The 14,673-nt window shown below is 68.2% G+C and carries 17 protein-coding genes; 5 read left to right on the top strand and 12 right to left on the bottom strand.

All coding sequences use genetic code 11. The features are described from left to right. Nucleotides 1-173 precede the first annotated feature (173 nt). From J3R73_RS22720 to J3R73_RS22680, 9 genes are all read right to left on the bottom strand, one after another. Nucleotides 174-1,013, bottom strand: coding sequence for an amidohydrolase family protein (locus J3R73_RS22720; protein ID WP_307432445.1), 840 nt, complete (start codon nucleotides 1,011-1,013; stop codon nucleotides 174-176). 100 nt (nucleotides 1,014-1,113) lie between these two features. Beyond that, nucleotides 1,114-2,265, bottom strand: a complete 1,152-nt coding sequence (locus tag J3R73_RS22715) for an ABC transporter substrate-binding protein (protein WP_307432441.1) — start codon at nucleotides 2,263-2,265, stop codon at nucleotides 1,114-1,116. After that, on the bottom strand, nucleotides 2,265-2,720 hold the full coding sequence (locus J3R73_RS22710; RefSeq protein ID WP_307432438.1) for a MaoC family dehydratase: 456 nt from the start codon (nucleotides 2,718-2,720) through the stop codon (nucleotides 2,265-2,267). Before J3R73_RS22710 ends, J3R73_RS22715 begins: the two co-directional genes overlap by 1 nt. Nucleotides 2,721-3,017: 297 nt before the next feature. Beyond that, the gene (locus J3R73_RS22705) at nucleotides 3,018-3,977 is read right to left on the bottom strand and encodes an ABC transporter permease (RefSeq protein WP_307432435.1); all 960 of its coding nucleotides are present in this window, start codon (nucleotides 3,975-3,977) and stop codon (nucleotides 3,018-3,020) included. After that, complete coding sequence (locus J3R73_RS22700; protein WP_307432432.1) at nucleotides 3,974-4,957, bottom strand: ABC transporter permease; 984 nt, start codon at nucleotides 4,955-4,957, stop codon at nucleotides 3,974-3,976. The genes J3R73_RS22705 and J3R73_RS22700 overlap by 4 nt, the downstream gene beginning before the upstream one ends. After that, nucleotides 4,954-5,715, bottom strand: coding sequence for an ATP-binding cassette domain-containing protein (locus J3R73_RS22695; protein ID WP_307432429.1), 762 nt, complete (start codon nucleotides 5,713-5,715; stop codon nucleotides 4,954-4,956). Before J3R73_RS22695 ends, J3R73_RS22700 begins: the two co-directional genes overlap by 4 nt. After that, nucleotides 5,705-6,445, bottom strand: a complete 741-nt coding sequence (locus J3R73_RS22690; RefSeq protein ID WP_307432426.1) for an ATP-binding cassette domain-containing protein — start codon at nucleotides 6,443-6,445, stop codon at nucleotides 5,705-5,707. The genes J3R73_RS22695 and J3R73_RS22690 overlap by 11 nt, the downstream gene beginning before the upstream one ends. Before the next feature lie 155 nt (nucleotides 6,446-6,600). Then, nucleotides 6,601-7,803, bottom strand: coding sequence for a substrate-binding domain-containing protein (locus J3R73_RS22685; RefSeq protein ID WP_307432423.1), 1,203 nt, complete (start codon nucleotides 7,801-7,803; stop codon nucleotides 6,601-6,603). 93 nt (nucleotides 7,804-7,896) lie between these two features. After that, nucleotides 7,897-9,087: a CaiB/BaiF CoA transferase family protein gene (locus J3R73_RS22680; protein WP_370880108.1), complete on the bottom strand. Its 1,191-nt coding sequence runs from the start codon at nucleotides 9,085-9,087 to the stop codon at nucleotides 7,897-7,899. Nucleotides 9,088-9,182: 95 nt separating this feature from the next. Here J3R73_RS22680 and J3R73_RS22675 point away from each other — a divergent pair, with 95 nt between their 5' ends. Further along, complete coding sequence (locus J3R73_RS22675) at nucleotides 9,183-9,989, top strand: IclR family transcriptional regulator (RefSeq protein WP_307432417.1); 807 nt, start codon at nucleotides 9,183-9,185, stop codon at nucleotides 9,987-9,989. A 42-nt stretch (nucleotides 9,990-10,031) separates the two neighbouring features. Here the strand turns inward: J3R73_RS22675 and J3R73_RS22670 are convergent, their stop codons facing one another. After that, nucleotides 10,032-10,604: a TetR/AcrR family transcriptional regulator gene (locus J3R73_RS22670; RefSeq protein WP_307432413.1), complete on the bottom strand. Its 573-nt coding sequence runs from the start codon at nucleotides 10,602-10,604 to the stop codon at nucleotides 10,032-10,034. A gap of 97 nt (nucleotides 10,605-10,701) precedes the next feature. Between J3R73_RS22670 and J3R73_RS22665 the strand changes: the two genes are divergently transcribed. From J3R73_RS22665 to J3R73_RS22650, 4 genes are all read left to right on the top strand, one after another. Beyond that, on the top strand, nucleotides 10,702-11,172 hold the full coding sequence (locus tag J3R73_RS22665; protein WP_307432410.1) for an SDR family NAD(P)-dependent oxidoreductase: 471 nt from the start codon (nucleotides 10,702-10,704) through the stop codon (nucleotides 11,170-11,172). Nucleotides 11,173-11,361: 189 nt separating this feature from the next. Then, on the top strand, nucleotides 11,362-12,240 hold the full coding sequence (locus J3R73_RS22660) for an aldo/keto reductase (protein WP_307432409.1): 879 nt from the start codon (nucleotides 11,362-11,364) through the stop codon (nucleotides 12,238-12,240). Nucleotides 12,241-12,564: 324 nt separating this feature from the next. Continuing rightward, on the top strand, nucleotides 12,565-13,092 hold the full coding sequence (locus J3R73_RS22655) for a sigma-70 family RNA polymerase sigma factor (protein ID WP_307432403.1): 528 nt from the start codon (nucleotides 12,565-12,567) through the stop codon (nucleotides 13,090-13,092). Beyond that, nucleotides 13,089-13,898 carry an anti-sigma factor family protein gene (locus tag J3R73_RS22650; protein WP_307432399.1) on the top strand — a complete coding sequence of 270 codons (810 nt, stop codon included), beginning with the start codon at nucleotides 13,089-13,091 and terminating at the stop codon, nucleotides 13,896-13,898. The genes J3R73_RS22655 and J3R73_RS22650 overlap by 4 nt, the downstream gene beginning before the upstream one ends. Before the next feature lie 90 nt (nucleotides 13,899-13,988). On the opposite strand, the gene J3R73_RS22645 is transcribed toward J3R73_RS22650, so the two are convergent. Further along, the gene (locus J3R73_RS22645; protein ID WP_307432396.1) at nucleotides 13,989-14,246 is read right to left on the bottom strand and encodes a BrnA antitoxin family protein; all 258 of its coding nucleotides are present in this window, start codon (nucleotides 14,244-14,246) and stop codon (nucleotides 13,989-13,991) included. Continuing rightward, entirely contained in the window at nucleotides 14,243-14,422 is a 180-nt protein-coding gene (locus J3R73_RS22640) for a BrnT family toxin (protein WP_307432391.1), read from the bottom strand. Before J3R73_RS22640 ends, J3R73_RS22645 begins: the two co-directional genes overlap by 4 nt. Nucleotides 14,423-14,673 lie beyond the last annotated feature (251 nt).

The following is a 14,673-nucleotide window of genomic DNA, read 5'->3' as shown; positions in this document are numbered from 1 at the left end:
GCATCCGGAATACGGAGATCTTGGTTGACTGCAGTGAAATAAGAGCGATTGGAGGGTCGATCACCGATCGACCTCTTCCTTTCCGGCAGGCTCTGCGTTTCCGAGAGGGGCGATCGATGATCGCCCCTCCATCGTCGCGTCCTGCTCGGCAAATTCGGCTTCGATGGGCAGGCTCATCCCTCCGCCGCCAGCCTGTAGATCCGCGTCGCGTTGCGGCTGAGCAGCGCGATCTTCTCGTCCTCGCTGGTGCCTTCGAGCAATTGATGCGTCGCCGCCACCCATTTCGCCAGGTCGGCGGTCAGCGTGCATACCGGCCAGTCGCTGCCCCAGACGACGCGGTTCCAGCCGAAGCAGTCGATGGCGTGCTCGACGAAGGGCCTGAGGTCGTCGACCGTCCATTCGGTCCTGTGACCATAGGCGATGACGCCCGAGATCTTGCAGGCGACGTTGGGCAGGGCCGAAAGGGCCTCGATGTCGGCCCGCCACGGGTCGAGCTCGCGGTCCCGCACATTGGGCACGCCGCAATGGTCGAGCACGAACTGCACGTCGGGCGCCTGCGCGGCGAGGCGGGTGATGATCGGCAATTGCCGCGGCAGGCAGCACAGGTCGTAGGAGAGGCCGTAACGTGCCAGCAGGCGGATGTTGGCGGCGAAATCCGGCTGCTGGGGCAGGGCGTCGGGCGTGAAATGGAAGGTGCGGCGGAGGCCGCGCACCTTCGGGTTGGCGGCCAGCCTTTCGATCTGGGCCGGGAAGGTCTCGTGCTCGGGGCGGCAGCAGGCGATGGCGCCGATGACGCCGTCGCCGAGCGAGGTGACCCAGTCGGTCTCCTTCTGCTGGTCGGCCTCCGCGACGTCGACTTCCATGTGCAGCATCGCCTCGATGCCGGCCGGCTCCGCCTGCGCCTTGTACTGCGCCAGCGTGAAGCTGTGCTTGAGCGCCGGCTCGCCGTCGAGCCAGGGATAATGCAGCCGGTCGAGGTCGATCAGGTGCAGATGGGTATCGATGATCCGCATGGTGCCTCCGAGACTCGGAACGCGTGCAAACAATGGTCGTCTCTCCGTCATCCCCGGCGAGCCGCGCTCGCCGGGGATGGGGCGGTCTGCCGACAGTCTCTCAGAGCTTCGCCGCCAGGGCGATGACGGCGTCCGCGGCGGCCGTCCCGTCCGCGCCGGCCCGCAGCGCTTCGGCGACGATGCGCCCGGCGTCGCGCTGGAACTCCGGATAGCCGGGCCGGCGCGGCCGCACCCAGGCCGTCTCCATCGAGCTCAGCGCGGCGGAATAGAAGCCGTTGAAGCGCGCGTCGTTGTCGGCGCGCTGCCAGGCGGAGAGGAAGGCGGGCTGGCCGTGATGATTCGGGATGAGGCGGTCCTGCGTGTCGGCCTCCAGCATATGGGCGACGAAGGCGAGCCCCGCCTCCTTCTCCCGCGAGAAGCTCGATATTCCCATCGCTGTGCCGCCGATCATCGAGCCGGCCTCGAAGGGCGCGCTCGCCCCCGCGAAGGGGGCGAAGCCGAGCCGGCGGCGCTGGTCGGCCTCGCCATAGGTGGCGTAGCCGTAGACGATCGGACAATAGGCGACGTCGTCGCGCGCCACCATCGCCTCATGCACGTCGATCGAGTTCCAGCCGAGCGTCTCGGGCGGGCAGAAGGCGAGCAGCGCCCGCAGCCGGCCATAGGCGGTGAGGAAGGCGTTGCGGTCGATATGGAAGGGCGCCGCGACGTCAGTGTGCCAGGGGCGGCCGGCATTCGCCATCAGCGAGGCGATGACGGCGAGCGCATGCGGGGTCTCGATGCCGATGCCGAGTTTCAGTCCCCGCGGCGCCAGCCTTTCGCCGAGGGCCAGCGCCTCATCCCAGCTGCGGGGGACTTCCTCGCCGAGCGGCTGCAGCAGGTCGCGGCGCACCAGCGCATGGGGCGTGGCGGCGTCGATCGGCGCGCCCCAGACATGGCCGTGCAGCCGGTAGGTGTCGAGGCTCGGCCCGACATAGAGGGGATCGGCATTCGGGCCGAGCAGCGCCGGCAGGTGCTCGTCGAGCGGCAGGAACAGGCCGCCTTCGGCGATGTCGCCGCAGAAGGGATGGTCGAAGATGACGAGGTCGTAGCTGCGGGCGACGCCCGCCATGCCCTGGTGCTCGAAATCGCTCAAGGGACGCACCTCGACGGCGATGTCGATATCGGGGCGCTTGGCGCGGAACGTCTCCTTCGCCGCCAGCAGGGGATCGGTGGCGCGGCGGTGGCCCCACGAAATCAGGCGCAGGCCCGGCATCAGATGTCCTCCACGCCGGGACGGCGCTCGACGAGATGGAGATGCTCGCAGGTGAGCACGAGCTCGCCGGTCTGCTTGGTGACGTCGACCTTCTCGACCAGGATGCCGTGGCTCGGGCGCTTGAAGTCGCGCTTGTCGACGATGGTGGTGGTGACGCGGATGGTGTCGCCGATGAAGGTCGGCTTGATGAAGCGCAGCCGGTCATAGCCGTAGGACATGCTGCGCGGATTGATGACATTGGCGGCCATGCCGATGCCGACGCTGAAGATCAGCGTGCCATGGGCGATGCGCTGCTTGAAGGGCTGGGTGGCGCACCATTCGGCATCCATGTGGTGCGGGTAGAAATCGCCGGTCTGGCCGGCATGCAGGACGATGTCGGCCTCGGTGATGGTGCGTCCGATGCTGACGCGTTCCTCGCCGATCTCGTAGTCTTCCAGATAGCGTTCGTCGCTCATGCTTGGGTCCTAAGCTCTGATTCCAGATCGTTGTGAGTTTGCGTTCTCGGGGGGCGGACCTCTCGTCCATAGGCCACCGACACACGGAGAGGGGCTTCCTTCTCCCGGGTCGGGAGAAGGTCCCGGCAGGGGGAAGAGGGACTGAACATCGACCGGATGGCTCGACAGTCGCGTGAATTGTGGGAGTTCAGGCCCTCATCCGGCGCTTCGCGCCACCTTCTCCCGCTCGGGAGAAGGAAAATCGCGCCGTTTCTTTCAAACTCGGCGCCGCCGAAGGGTCTCGCGCCCTGTGGCATGCTAAATCGTCGTCCTGACATGCGGCTCGCGTCCGTAGAGCGAGACCAGCGCGATGATGACGAGGCCGAGCGCCGCCTGCACCAGGGCCGGCGTCAGACCGAGCCCGATGAGCAGCGTGTTGATCTCGGTGAGGACGAGGGCGCCGGCGAGCGAACCGAGGATGCCGCCGCGCCCGCCCACCAGCGTCGTGCCGCCGATCACCACCGCCGCGATCGTCTGGAACAGATAGGGCTGGCCGACATCGCCATAGGCCGAGCCGGTGAAGCCGAGGAGGAGCACGCCGGCGAGGGCTGCGAACAGGGCGCTCAGCGCATAGGCGGCGGTGCGGATCCAATGCGGGTCGATCAGCGCGAAGGGGGCTGCGGCCGGATTGCTGCCGACGGCGTAGAGGCGCCGGCCGAAGGCCGTGCGGTGCAGGACGAGGCCGATGACGACGGCGAGCATCACGAAGGACGGCACCACCCAGGGTACCGGCAGGGGGCCGGCCGTGCCGCCGATCGAGACGAACTCATTGATGGCATCCGGCGCCGAGCCGGTGGGGAAGCCGGCGGTCCACAGCAGCACGGCGCCCTGCACCGCCGTGCCCACGCCGAGGGTGATGATGAGCGGGTGGACCTGGAGGCGGGAGGACAAGGTGCCGTTGAGGGCGCCGATCGCCAGGGCCAGCACGGCGACGATGAGCGAGACAAAGAGGAACGGCATGCCCTCGCCATAGAGTTGCGCCGCCACGACATTGGCGAAGCCGATGACGAAGGGGATCGAGAGGTCGATGCCGCCGAGCAGGACGACGAGCGTCTGGCCGATCGAGGCGACGCCGAGCAGCGTCGCCAGCACCAGCATCGAGCGCACCGAGAATTCGGCGCCGTAGCCCTCGATCAGCGCCGTGCCGATGAGATGCAGCACGATGGCGATGGCGAAGGCCGAGAGGGCCCGGCTCATGCCCTTGAGGGTCCGGCTCATGACCGCGCCTCCCGGCCGCGTGCGAGGAGGGCGGGCAGCGCGTTCAGCGAGACGGAGAGCACGAGGATCACCCCATAGGCGACCTGAAGCACGAAGGGCGACAGGTTGAAGAAGGTCAGCGCGTTCTGCAGCAGGAAGATGTCGACGGCACCCAGCGCCGCCGCGAGGAAGCCGCCCCGCCCGCCGGCGAGGCTGACGCCGCCGAGCGCGACGGCGGAAATCGTCACCAGCGTATAATTGGGGCCGACATTGGGGTCGGCCGAGCCGATCAGCGCGGTGAGGGAGAGGCCCGCCACGCCGGCGAACAGGCCGCCGGTCACATAGGACAGGAACCGCACGCGCAGCACCGGCACGCCGGCGGTGTAGGCCGCCCGGTCGTCGCTGCCGACCGCCATCAGCGCATCGTGGAAGGGCAGGCGCTTGAGGGCGACCCACGCCGCGGCGACCAGGAGAATCGGCAGGATCGACCAGGTGCCGGCGAGATCCTTGATCCAGGGGGGGACGCTGCCGATGGGGGAGGGCACCAGGGTCAGCGTCAGGCCGGACAGCAGCAGATAGGTGCCGAGCGTGGCGACGATCGGCTGGATGCGCAGCATGGTGGCGACCAGGCCGTTGAAGATGCCGATGCCGATGCCGGTCAGCAGCGCGGCGGGCACGATGAGCCACGGCGTTTCGAGGCCGAGATCGAGGATGAGCACCTGCACGATCACGGCGTTGACGAAGCCCATGGCCGGGCCGACCGAGACGTCGATGCCGCCGCGCCCGCCGAGGATGGCCGGCATCGCCGCGACGGCGCCGACGACGAGCGGCGCGGCGAGGCCGATGGTGCTGCCCCAGTTCGCCGGCAGGAAGCGGGCCGGATTGAGCAGGAAGTTCAGCACCAGCAGGACGACGAGCAGTAGCACGGCGAGGCCGGTCTCGCGCCGCTCCCGGGCGAAATGCGACAGCCGGCGCGAAAGGGGGGCGGATGGCATGCTCATGCGGCCTGTCCGAACATGGCGGCGATGACGCTGTCGTTCGACATCCGGACGCCGGAAAGACGGGCCGAGACTTCGCCGTCGCGGAAGACGAGCACGCGGTCGCACAGGCGCAGCACCTCCTCGATCTCGGTGGAGAGGATGACGAGCGACAGGCCCTGCCTGCGCGCGAGGTCGCGGAACACCGCATAGAGGATCTCGCGCGTGCGCTGGTCGACGCCGCGCGTCGGATCGTTGAGCAGGAGGATGCTCGGCCCCAGCGCCAGCCAGCGCGCCAGCAGCACCTTCTGCTGGTTGCCGCCCGAAAGCGCGGTGATCGGCGCGCGCGGATCGGGGGCGACGATTTCCAGCCGCTCGCGCCAGGTCTCGTAGCGTGCCCGCTGGATATCCCGCCCGATCAGGCCGAACCGCGTGTCGCGGCGCCACGACACCATCGAGAAATTGTCGAGGATCGAGAGGGCCGGGAAGATGCCGTGCAGGCGCCGGTCGCGGGCGAGATAGGCGATGCCGTGGCGGACGGCCTGCTTGAAGCTGCCGACGGCCTCCCGCCTGTCGCCGTGGAGGGCGAACACCCGCCCGGCGGCCGGACGGCGGAGCCCGGCCAGGATTTCCAGGAACTCTTCCTGGCCGTGGCCGTCGAGGCCGGCGACGCCGACGATCTCGCCCGGCACGAGCCCGTCGTCGAGCCGCGCCGCGCCCGGGCGCACCGCCACGCCTTCGAGGAGGAGGCCGCCAGCCGCGGCCGATGCGTCAGCCGGCATGGGCGAGCTCCTTTGCGGCGGCGGGCGCCATCAGGCGCAGCAGGGCGTCTGGCGACGTGTCCCGGCGCGCCAGCGTTTCGACCAGCCTGCCGTTCCTGAGGACGCTGATGCGGGCCGCCAGGCGCATGACTTCGTCCATGCGATGGGAAATGAACAGGATCAGGCCGCCGTCGGCGGCGAATTTTTCCATGGTGCGGAACACGGCCTCCCGGTCGCCGAAATCGAGCGCGGCGGTGATCTCGTCGAGGATGAGCAGGCGCGGCCTGCGGGCGAGCGCGCGGGCGAGGACGATGAGCTGGCGGATCGCCAGCGGCAGGTCGCCGGCGGCGGCATCGAGGTCGATCGGCGTCGCGGTGATGCGGGACAGCGCCTCCGCTGCCACGTCGCGCCGCCGGCCGCGGGGAATGTTGCGCTTGAGCAGGCCGTCGCAGCCGAGGAGGATGTTGTCCGTCACCGTCCGGTCGGGCGCCAGCAGCACTTCCTGGAACACGGTCGCAAGGCCCGCCGCCTGCATGGCGGCGGGCGTGAAGGCGGTGAGCGGCCGCCCCTCGACGAGGATGCGGCCCCGGCTCGGCATCACGATGCCGGACAGAAGCTTGACGAGCGTGCTCTTTCCCGAGCCGTTCTCGCCGAGGACCGCGTGGATGGTGCCCTTCTCGAAACCGATCGACACGCCTTCGAGCGCGCGGGTCTCGCCATAGTTCTTGGACAGGTCCTGGACGTCGAGCATCGATCCGTTCCGGGGGAGGGATGGAGGGGACCGGCGGGAAACCGCTGTCATCCCTGGCGAGCGTAGCGAAGGAAGGGGATCCGTGGGTTCTCCTCCCTCTGCCTCCACCCTCGCCGAGAGCGACGGCGAGGGCGGTTTCCAGGCCGGCTGCAGGCCTATTGCGCCGCGCAGGGATCCGGCGTGTCGGCGTAGCTGTAGCCTTCGACCGGCGCCGGCTTCCTGAAATAGGCGTCCATCAGGCTATCGGGCATCGGGTCGCTCGGCGCGATCGGGAAGATCGACGTCGAGGCCGGCGTCATGCAGGAGCGGTACCATTTGCCGAGGTCGGCCTGCTTGACCACGGGCAGGGGCGTCATCATGGTGCCGACGCGCGGCTGCTGGCCCTCGAGGATGCGCACGCCGACGCGGAACAGCGTCTGGGCCATCCAGGACGGCCCGAGCGCCGTGCCGGAGAAGCGCAGGTCGGGATGCTCCTTCCAGTAGCCGAGCATGTCGCCGGTGAGCGAGCCGGTGATCAGAGGCTGCGGCCGATGGGCCTGGGCGAAGTCCTCGGCGATCACGCGCACCTCGCTGCCCGAGGTCCAGACGGCGTCGATCTTCTGCGGCGAGGTGGCGAGCGCCTGCAGGACCACGGATTTGGTGACGTTGGCCGTCCAGTTGCCGTTGACGGTGCGGACGATCTTGACGCCCGACTTGGAGAAGACGCTGTTGGCGCCCTGGCGCTCCAGCGCGTCGATCGGCTGTCCGGGAATGCCGGCGACCATGAGGACGTTGCCCTTGTTGCCGAGCTCGTCGACGATGGCCTGCGCCATGTCGGCGCCCCAGCGCACATAGTTCTGGTCGACATTGATGGCGTAGGGGCTCGTCACCGATCCCGTCTGCGTCACGAAGGGGATGCCCGCCTTGTAGGCGGCCTCGATCGCGTCGTTCAGGCCCGTCGAGGAGCCGGCGATCGAGGTGATGATCGTGCATTTCTTGTCGATGAAGGCGCGGATCTGGGCGATCTGCTGGCTGGCGTCGTTGTTCGAATTGGAGACTTCGAAGCTGGAGATGAGGCCCTTGGCCTTGTAGCCGTCGACGAGCCGCTGCAGTTCCTTGGTCACCGCCACGCGCCAGGGATTGCCCTGGTAGGATTCGGAGTGGCACCACTTCCAGGGCTTGGGAGGCAGCTTGAAGTCGTCATAGGCGGACGGCTTCAGATTGTCGGTCGAACCCGTATAGAGTTCCTGGAGGGCGGGCGGCAGCGGCTTGAGCAGGTCCTCGTTCGCCGCCCGGGCGGGCATGGCGAGCGACAGGCCGATGAGGCAGCCGGCGGCGAGAAGGCCGGGTGCGGGTCGATGATGTGCAGGCTTGTTCATATGGTTTCCTCCCTTTCAGATTGCCGCCGCTGTTCGAATGCTTGTCGGGCGGGTGGTTTTCGTCATGCCGGCGGCTGCGCCGCCGGGCCGGCTTCAGGGGGCGATCGCGTCCTCTCCCGCCGGTTCGGACAGCGCGAATTCGCGGCGGATCGCCGCCGAATGCTCGCCGAGGCGGGGAGCCGCCCGTGAAACGGGGGGCCGATGGCCGTCGACGCGGATGGGCGAGCGGGTCGTCGCGACCGCGACGCCGTCGCCGCGCTTCACCGTCTGCAGCATGTCGAGCGTCCGGAAGCCGTCATTGGCGAGCAGCTCCGGCCATTGCAGCACCGAGGCGCACCAGATGTCGGCGGGATCGAGCAGCGACAGCCAGTGCTCGGTCGTGGCGCCGGCGAGGAAGTCGGCCAGGACGCTCTTGATCTCGTCGCGATGGGTGAACCAGCTCTTGGGGTGGTCGCGATAGGCGTCGAGGGCGCGCAGGCCCAGCACGTCGGCGAGCTTGCCGATCGGCGTCATCGCCACGGCCAGATAGCCGCTCTGCGTGCGGTAGACGCCGTAGGGCGCCGCCAGATAGGCATGGGCGCTGTTGACGGCGGAGCGTTTCGGCAGCCGGTTGCCGTCGTTGAGATAGGTGGTGAGCACCTCGAACTGCACGTCGACGAGCGCTTCGAGGAGGCTTGTCTCGACATGGCTGCCCCGGCCGCTGATGCTGCGCCTGACGAGCGCGGCGAGGATGCCCTGCGCGACGGCGGCGCCCGCCAGCATGTCGCCGACGGCCAGGCCGAAGGGCACCGGCCCCTGGCCTTCGTCGCCGTTGAGCCACATCAGGCCGGACCGCGCCTGGGCCAGCAGGTCCTGGCCGGGACGTTTCACCCAGGGGCCGTCATTGCCGTAGCCGGTGATGCTCGCATAGACGAGGCGGGGGTTGATCTTCGAGGCCTCCTCGTAGGAGAGGCCGAGGCGTTCGATCACGCCCGGACGGAAATTCTGGATGAGGACGTCGGCTCGGGCGATCAATGTCTTGAGCGCCTCGATGTCCCCGGGGTTCTTGAGGTCGAGCGCCAGGCTTTCCTTGTTGCGGTTGATGGCGTGGAAGAGCGTCGAATCGCCGTCGATGTCGGTGTCCGACAGATAGAGCCGCCGGCACAGGTCGCCGCCGTCGGGACGCTCGATCTTGATGACGCGGGCGCCGAGATCGTTCAGCCGCAGCGACGCATAGGGCCCCGACAGGAACTGGCTCATGTCGACGACGACGAGACCTGCGAGAAGCCCGTCCTTGTTTGCGATGACCTGGTCTTCCACTCTGAGCCTTCCACCCTTGCCATCGGCCGCATGCCCGGAGGCGTCGTCGACTTGGATTGCATATTTGTTGTTTTAATTTTATGGGTGAAATCATGATGGCTGTCAATGAACGATCGAGCGGAACGCCGGGGCCCAGTGCGCCAGCCCTCGAAAAGGGGTTGGATCTGATCGAAGCGCTGGCGGAGGAGCCGGCCGGCCTGACGCAGAAGGCCATCGCCGACCGCATCGGCCGCTCGGTCGGCGAGATCTTCCGCATGCTCGGCGTGCTGGAGCAGCGCGGCTACGTCACCCGCGATGCGCCGAGCGGGCAGTACCGGCTGACGCTGAGGCTGTTCGAGCTCGCCCACCGGCATCCGCCGTCACGTCTCCTGCTGCAGGCGGCGCAGGGCGAGATGGACCGCCTCGCCAATGCGATCGAACATCCCTGCCATCTCGCCACCCTACACGGGGATCGCTTCATCGTCATGGCGCAGAGCCAGCCGGAACATCAGCTCGCCGGCTGGTCGGTGCGGGTCGGCGCGAGCTTCCCGCTGTCGCCCGCCTATGCATCGGCGCGCGTGGTCTGCGCCTTCCAGCGTTCCGACAGGCGCGCGGAGCTGGTGGCCAGGCTGCACGCCAACGACTCGGACGGCGCTTCGGAGGAGGAGATCGCCGCCCGGCTGGACGGCATCGCCGCGCGCGGCTTCGAGATGGCGCCGAGCCGGCTGGCGCAGGGCGTCACCGATATCAGCGTGCCGATCATCGATCATTTCGGGCAGGCGATCGCCACCGTCACCATACCGGTGATCGTCAAGCAGGACGACCGGCCCCTCGACGAGATCGTCGCCCTGGTGCGGGAGGCCGCGCGCGGCATTTCGCAGGCGATCGGCGGGGGGCAGCAGCCATAGGTCCCGCCGCGGCTGGGGGCCGGCCCCGGCCCCGCGCGATGGTCAGCGGCAGAGCAGCCGGACGGCGATCGCAATTCTCCGGGCGAAGTCCTCCCTGGACTGCGCCATATATTTCAGTCCGCCGCCGCAGCTGGAGAGCGTCTGCGCCAGGTCCAACGGCGTGAAGCCGAGCTTGCCCAGCGTCTCGGCGAGGGGCGAGGCGGCGATGGCCTCGGCCAGCCGGCCCTGGAAGGCCGCGCCGTAGTCGGTGAACATCGTGCCGAGCAGCGCGCCGTTCTTCTTCTCGAAGATGTCCGATGCGTCGCCGCTGAAGGCGCCGATATTGCGGCCGACCCATTCGTCCATCGCCCCGGCCAGCCGGGTCTCGATCGGCAGGTCCGGCGCGGCGAGCCGCGCCGTGGCGGCGCTCAGCTTGTCCTCCAGCCATTTGCGCATGGCCTCGCGGAAGAGGTCGTCCTTGCTGCCGAAATAGAAATAGAGGCCCTGCCGCGAGATGTCGGCGGCGCGGGCGACCTCGTCCATCGAGGTCTTCCGGAATCCGAAGCGCCAGAACGTCTCCTGCGCGGCGTCGAGCACGCGGCGGCGGCGTTCCGGTTCGGCTATTGACGAATCCATATCCATTGCTCATACTAGACACTGTAAATACAGTTTGTAAAGCCTGCGCAGTTGATGGTCCTGGCGGTTCCGTCCTGCTCGGATGGGGAGCATAGCAATGAAATCAGCACTCATCATCGACGTTGACAAAGGGGCCGGCCTGGCAACCGCCAAGGCCTTGGGACAATTGGGTTACAAGATCTGGATCGGCGAGCGTTCGCAGGAGCGGGGCCTCGCCGCAAAGGCCGAACTGGTCTGGGAAGGCTACGAGGCGGAATACCTGCCGCTCGACCTCGCCGACGGGGACACCATCCTGGCGGCCGCCGAGACGATCGCCGCCTCCTCGCCCTGCCTCGATATCCTCGTCAACAATGCCGGGGACCATTCGTTCCATGCGGGGACGGCGGGCGGCTTGCGCCAGGCGGCGGTCGTCGACGGCTTCGGCGCCGCCGCGGTCACCCGGGCCATGCTGCCGCTGCTGCGCCGCAGCCCCGTCGGACGCGTCGTCAACGTGTCGAGCCCCCTGGGCACCTTCGGCCTGGAAGCGAGCGAGGCCTTTCCGTGGGGGCCGCTCCTGGCGCTGTGCTGAGGCGCTCTGCGCCGCGGCAGGCTCGGAAAGCCCTTCGCCCTATCACCCCTTATCCTGCGGGGTGTCGATCCCCAATTTACCGGTACGCCGCGGCGCCGACGGGTACGCTGCGGCGAATATTGTTTCGCGCGTTCATCGCTTCATTTCGAGCCGGCGCCCGTTTCGACGCGGCGCCGCAAGGAGAATTCCATGGCAAATCTCGATGCCGGCAAGTCCGGAACCTTCAAGATCGGTGGGGACATCGAAATCAATCGGCTCGGCTTCGGCGCGATGCGCATCACCGGGCGGGGCATCTGGGGGCCTCCGGCCGACCATGACGAGGCCATCCGCACCCTGAAGCGCCTGCCGGAGATCGGCGTCGACTTCATCGACACCGCCGATTCCTACGGGCCCGACGTCTCCGAGCGCCTCATCCGCGAGGCGCTGCATCCCTATGACGACGTGGTCGTGGCGACCAAGGCGGGGCTGACGCGGTCCGGCCCCGATATCTGGGCCCCGAACGGGCGGCCGGATTATCTGCGCGGCCAGGCCAAGAAGAGCCTGGAGAAGCTCGGCGTCGAGCAGATCGACCTCTGGCAGCTGCACCGCATCGATCCCAAGGTGCCGCGCGACGAGCAGTTCGCCGCGGTGAAGTCGCTGCTCGACGACGGCACCGTCCGGCATGCCGGGCTGAGCGAGGTCTCGATCGAGGAGATCGAGGCGGCCTCGAAAGTCTTCAAGGTGGCGACGGTCCAGAACCGCTACAATCTCATCGACCGCACCAGCGAGGACGTGCTCGACTATTGCGGGCAGCACGGCATCGGCTTCATCCCCTGGTTCCCGCTTGCGGCCGGCGACCTCGCCAGGCCCGGTTCGATCCTCGACCGGATCGCCAAGGCCCATGGCGCCTCGCCGAGCCAGATCGCGCTCGCCTGGGTGCTGAAGCGCAGTCCGGTGATGCTGCCGATCCCCGGCACGTCGAAGGTGGCGCATCTGGAGGAGAACGTCGCGGCCGTCGACATCGATCTTTCGGACGAGGATTTCGCGGCGCTCGACCGCGAGGGCAAAAAGGCCTTCGGCGCTGCGTGAGGCGCCGGCCGGCCCGTGCGCTCGGGTCGATCCCCGATCGACCTCTTCCTTTCCCGCAGGCGCGGCGTTTCCGTGTCGATCGGGGATCGACACTCCACGTCTCGATCGCGGCGCGAGCGGAGGGGTCGATCACCGATCGACCTCTTCCTTTCCCGCAGGCGCGGCGTTTCCATGTCGATCGGGGATCGACACTCCACGCCTCGATCGCGGCGTTGAAGGGGCCACCGGTGCTCGCCCTTTCGCGATTTTCGTCGGTCGGCGGAATAAACCTTGGGCCGCAGCGTCCTTAGCTGCGACGGGGCAGTGGGAAACGGGACGGTATCCATGAAAGACATGATGCGCCTCGTCGAGCCGCAGATACCGGCGCTGCGCCGCTATGCGCGGGCGCTGCTCCGGGACCGCAGCGCGGCGGACGATCTCGTGCAGGACTGCCTGGAACGGGCGATCGGCCATTGGCACCAGCGCCGGCCGGACGGCGACGCCAGGACCTGGCTGTTCGCCATCCTGCACAATCTCGCCGTCAGCGGCATGCGCCGCAGGACGCGGCGCGGTGAGCACGCGTCGCTCGACGAGGTGGACGAGCGCGTGCTCGCACAGCCGCCCTCGCAGGATGGACGGCTGCTGCAGCACGATATCCTCAAGGCGCTGGAGAAACTCCCCGAGGAGCAGAGAAGCGTGCTGCTGCTCGTCTCGGTCGAGGAACTCAGCTATGCCGAGACGGCGCGTGTCCTTTCCATACCCCTCGGCACCGTGATGTCGCGCTTGGCGCGCGCCCGCGAAAAGCTGCGCGAGATGATGTCGGGCGACAATGTCGTCGCCCTCGACCGATCCCTGTTCCGGAGGCAGAAATGAGCACCCAGCGTCCGGTCACGGAAGACGATCTGCAGGCCTATGTCGACGACGTGCTGGCGCCCGCCGAGCGCCGGCGGATCGAGGCCTATCTCGATCAGCATCCCGATGTGGCGCAGCGCATCGGCGACTATGCCGGCCAGCGCGATGCCCTGCGGCAGGTGCTGGGCGGCATCGCGGCGGAACCGGTACCGCCCGAATTGAGCCTTGCGGGGCTCATCGAGGCGCATCAATTGCGGGAGCGCGAGGCGCGCAAGGCCGGTGCCGTCCGGCGCAGCGATTGGCGGCAGGCGGCGGCGGGTCTGGCGCTGCTTTTCGCCGGCGGCGGGGCAGGGTGGGCCCTCCACGGCGTCGAAGCGGCACCGACGGGCGGTGCGGCCGTCCTGGCGCAGGAGGCGGCCGACAGCTATGCGGTCTATGCGCCGGATCATGTCCGGCCGGTCGAGCTCAAGGCCGAGGCGAGCGCGGAGCTCGTGAATTGGGTGTCCGGCCGGCTCCGGCATCCCGTCTCGGTGCCCGACCTGTCGCAGGCCGGCTACCGCTTCATGGGCGGGCGCCTGGTGGCGACGGCGCATGGGCCGGCGGCCCTGTTCCTCTACGACGACGATCGCGGCACCCGCCTCGCCATGCTGGTGCGGCCGATGGCGATCGACAAGGACATGCCGATGTCGGAGCATGCCATGGGCACGACCGGCGGCGTCGCCTGGGCCGAGAAAGGCATCGGCTACAGCCTGGTCGGCTCCGCGCCGGCGAGCGCCCTGCATCCCCTGGCCGACCAGGTCCGCCGGCAGATCGACGGCGACGCGTGAGAGGCCGGCGTCGGCGCTGCCATCATCCGGTGACCCGGATCATGGAGAGACCTGGATCATTCGGAGATTTGGCCGGCGGAGATCCAGCGTTCATGCTGCGTTTTTCGATAGCCAGTCCCTCAGCGCATCGTTGATGCGGGATTGCCAGCCGGGACCTTGGGCCTTGAAGCGCTCTATGACGTCCGGGTCGAGCCGGATCGTCGTCGAGATCTTCGTCGTCTCCGACCTGGGGCGTCCGCGGCGGACTGCGGCAGCGGCGAATTTCTTCTGCCACTCGGGGGAGGAAAGGTCCGGCGCATCGTCGGGGTCAAACCAGTCGGGGGCCGTAAATGGCTTGTTCTCGCTCATTTGCCTTCCTCAAGCTGATGATGCGGCGTGCCGCGCCGCGCCGCGCAGAGTCCAGACCAAAACGACCATGCGTCCACGGAGAAAACCAACGTGATCCAGCGGGTTTCACCATAAGCCCGCCGAGTGTCTTCGACCGATAGCGGATGGCCGCCGAACACCTCGACAGCGTGGGCCATGTCGAGCCCGCGATTTTCGAGAGTGGCCTAGCGTTTCGCAGGGTCGAATTCGATCGGCATAGATTATTGTTACTACAATAAATCAGCGGCAGCAATTGTCGAGATGGAATCCGCCCCGAATGGGAGGGGGCGGAACCATGGGCCGGGATAAGCGGCGGAGGATGCGGCTCGTTCTGTCCGGGGCGGTCACGCTCATCGCATTGGCCTTCCTCGGAAGAAAGCGGCTCGGCCGGCTTGCGGAGACAGGTCGG

This window comes from Labrys monachus (assembly GCF_030814655.1).
GTDB classification, from domain to species: domain Bacteria; phylum Pseudomonadota; class Alphaproteobacteria; order Rhizobiales; family Labraceae; genus Labrys; species Labrys monacha.
Note: the sequence above shows the minus strand (reverse complement) of the source record. Positions and strands in the feature narration are given on the sequence as shown.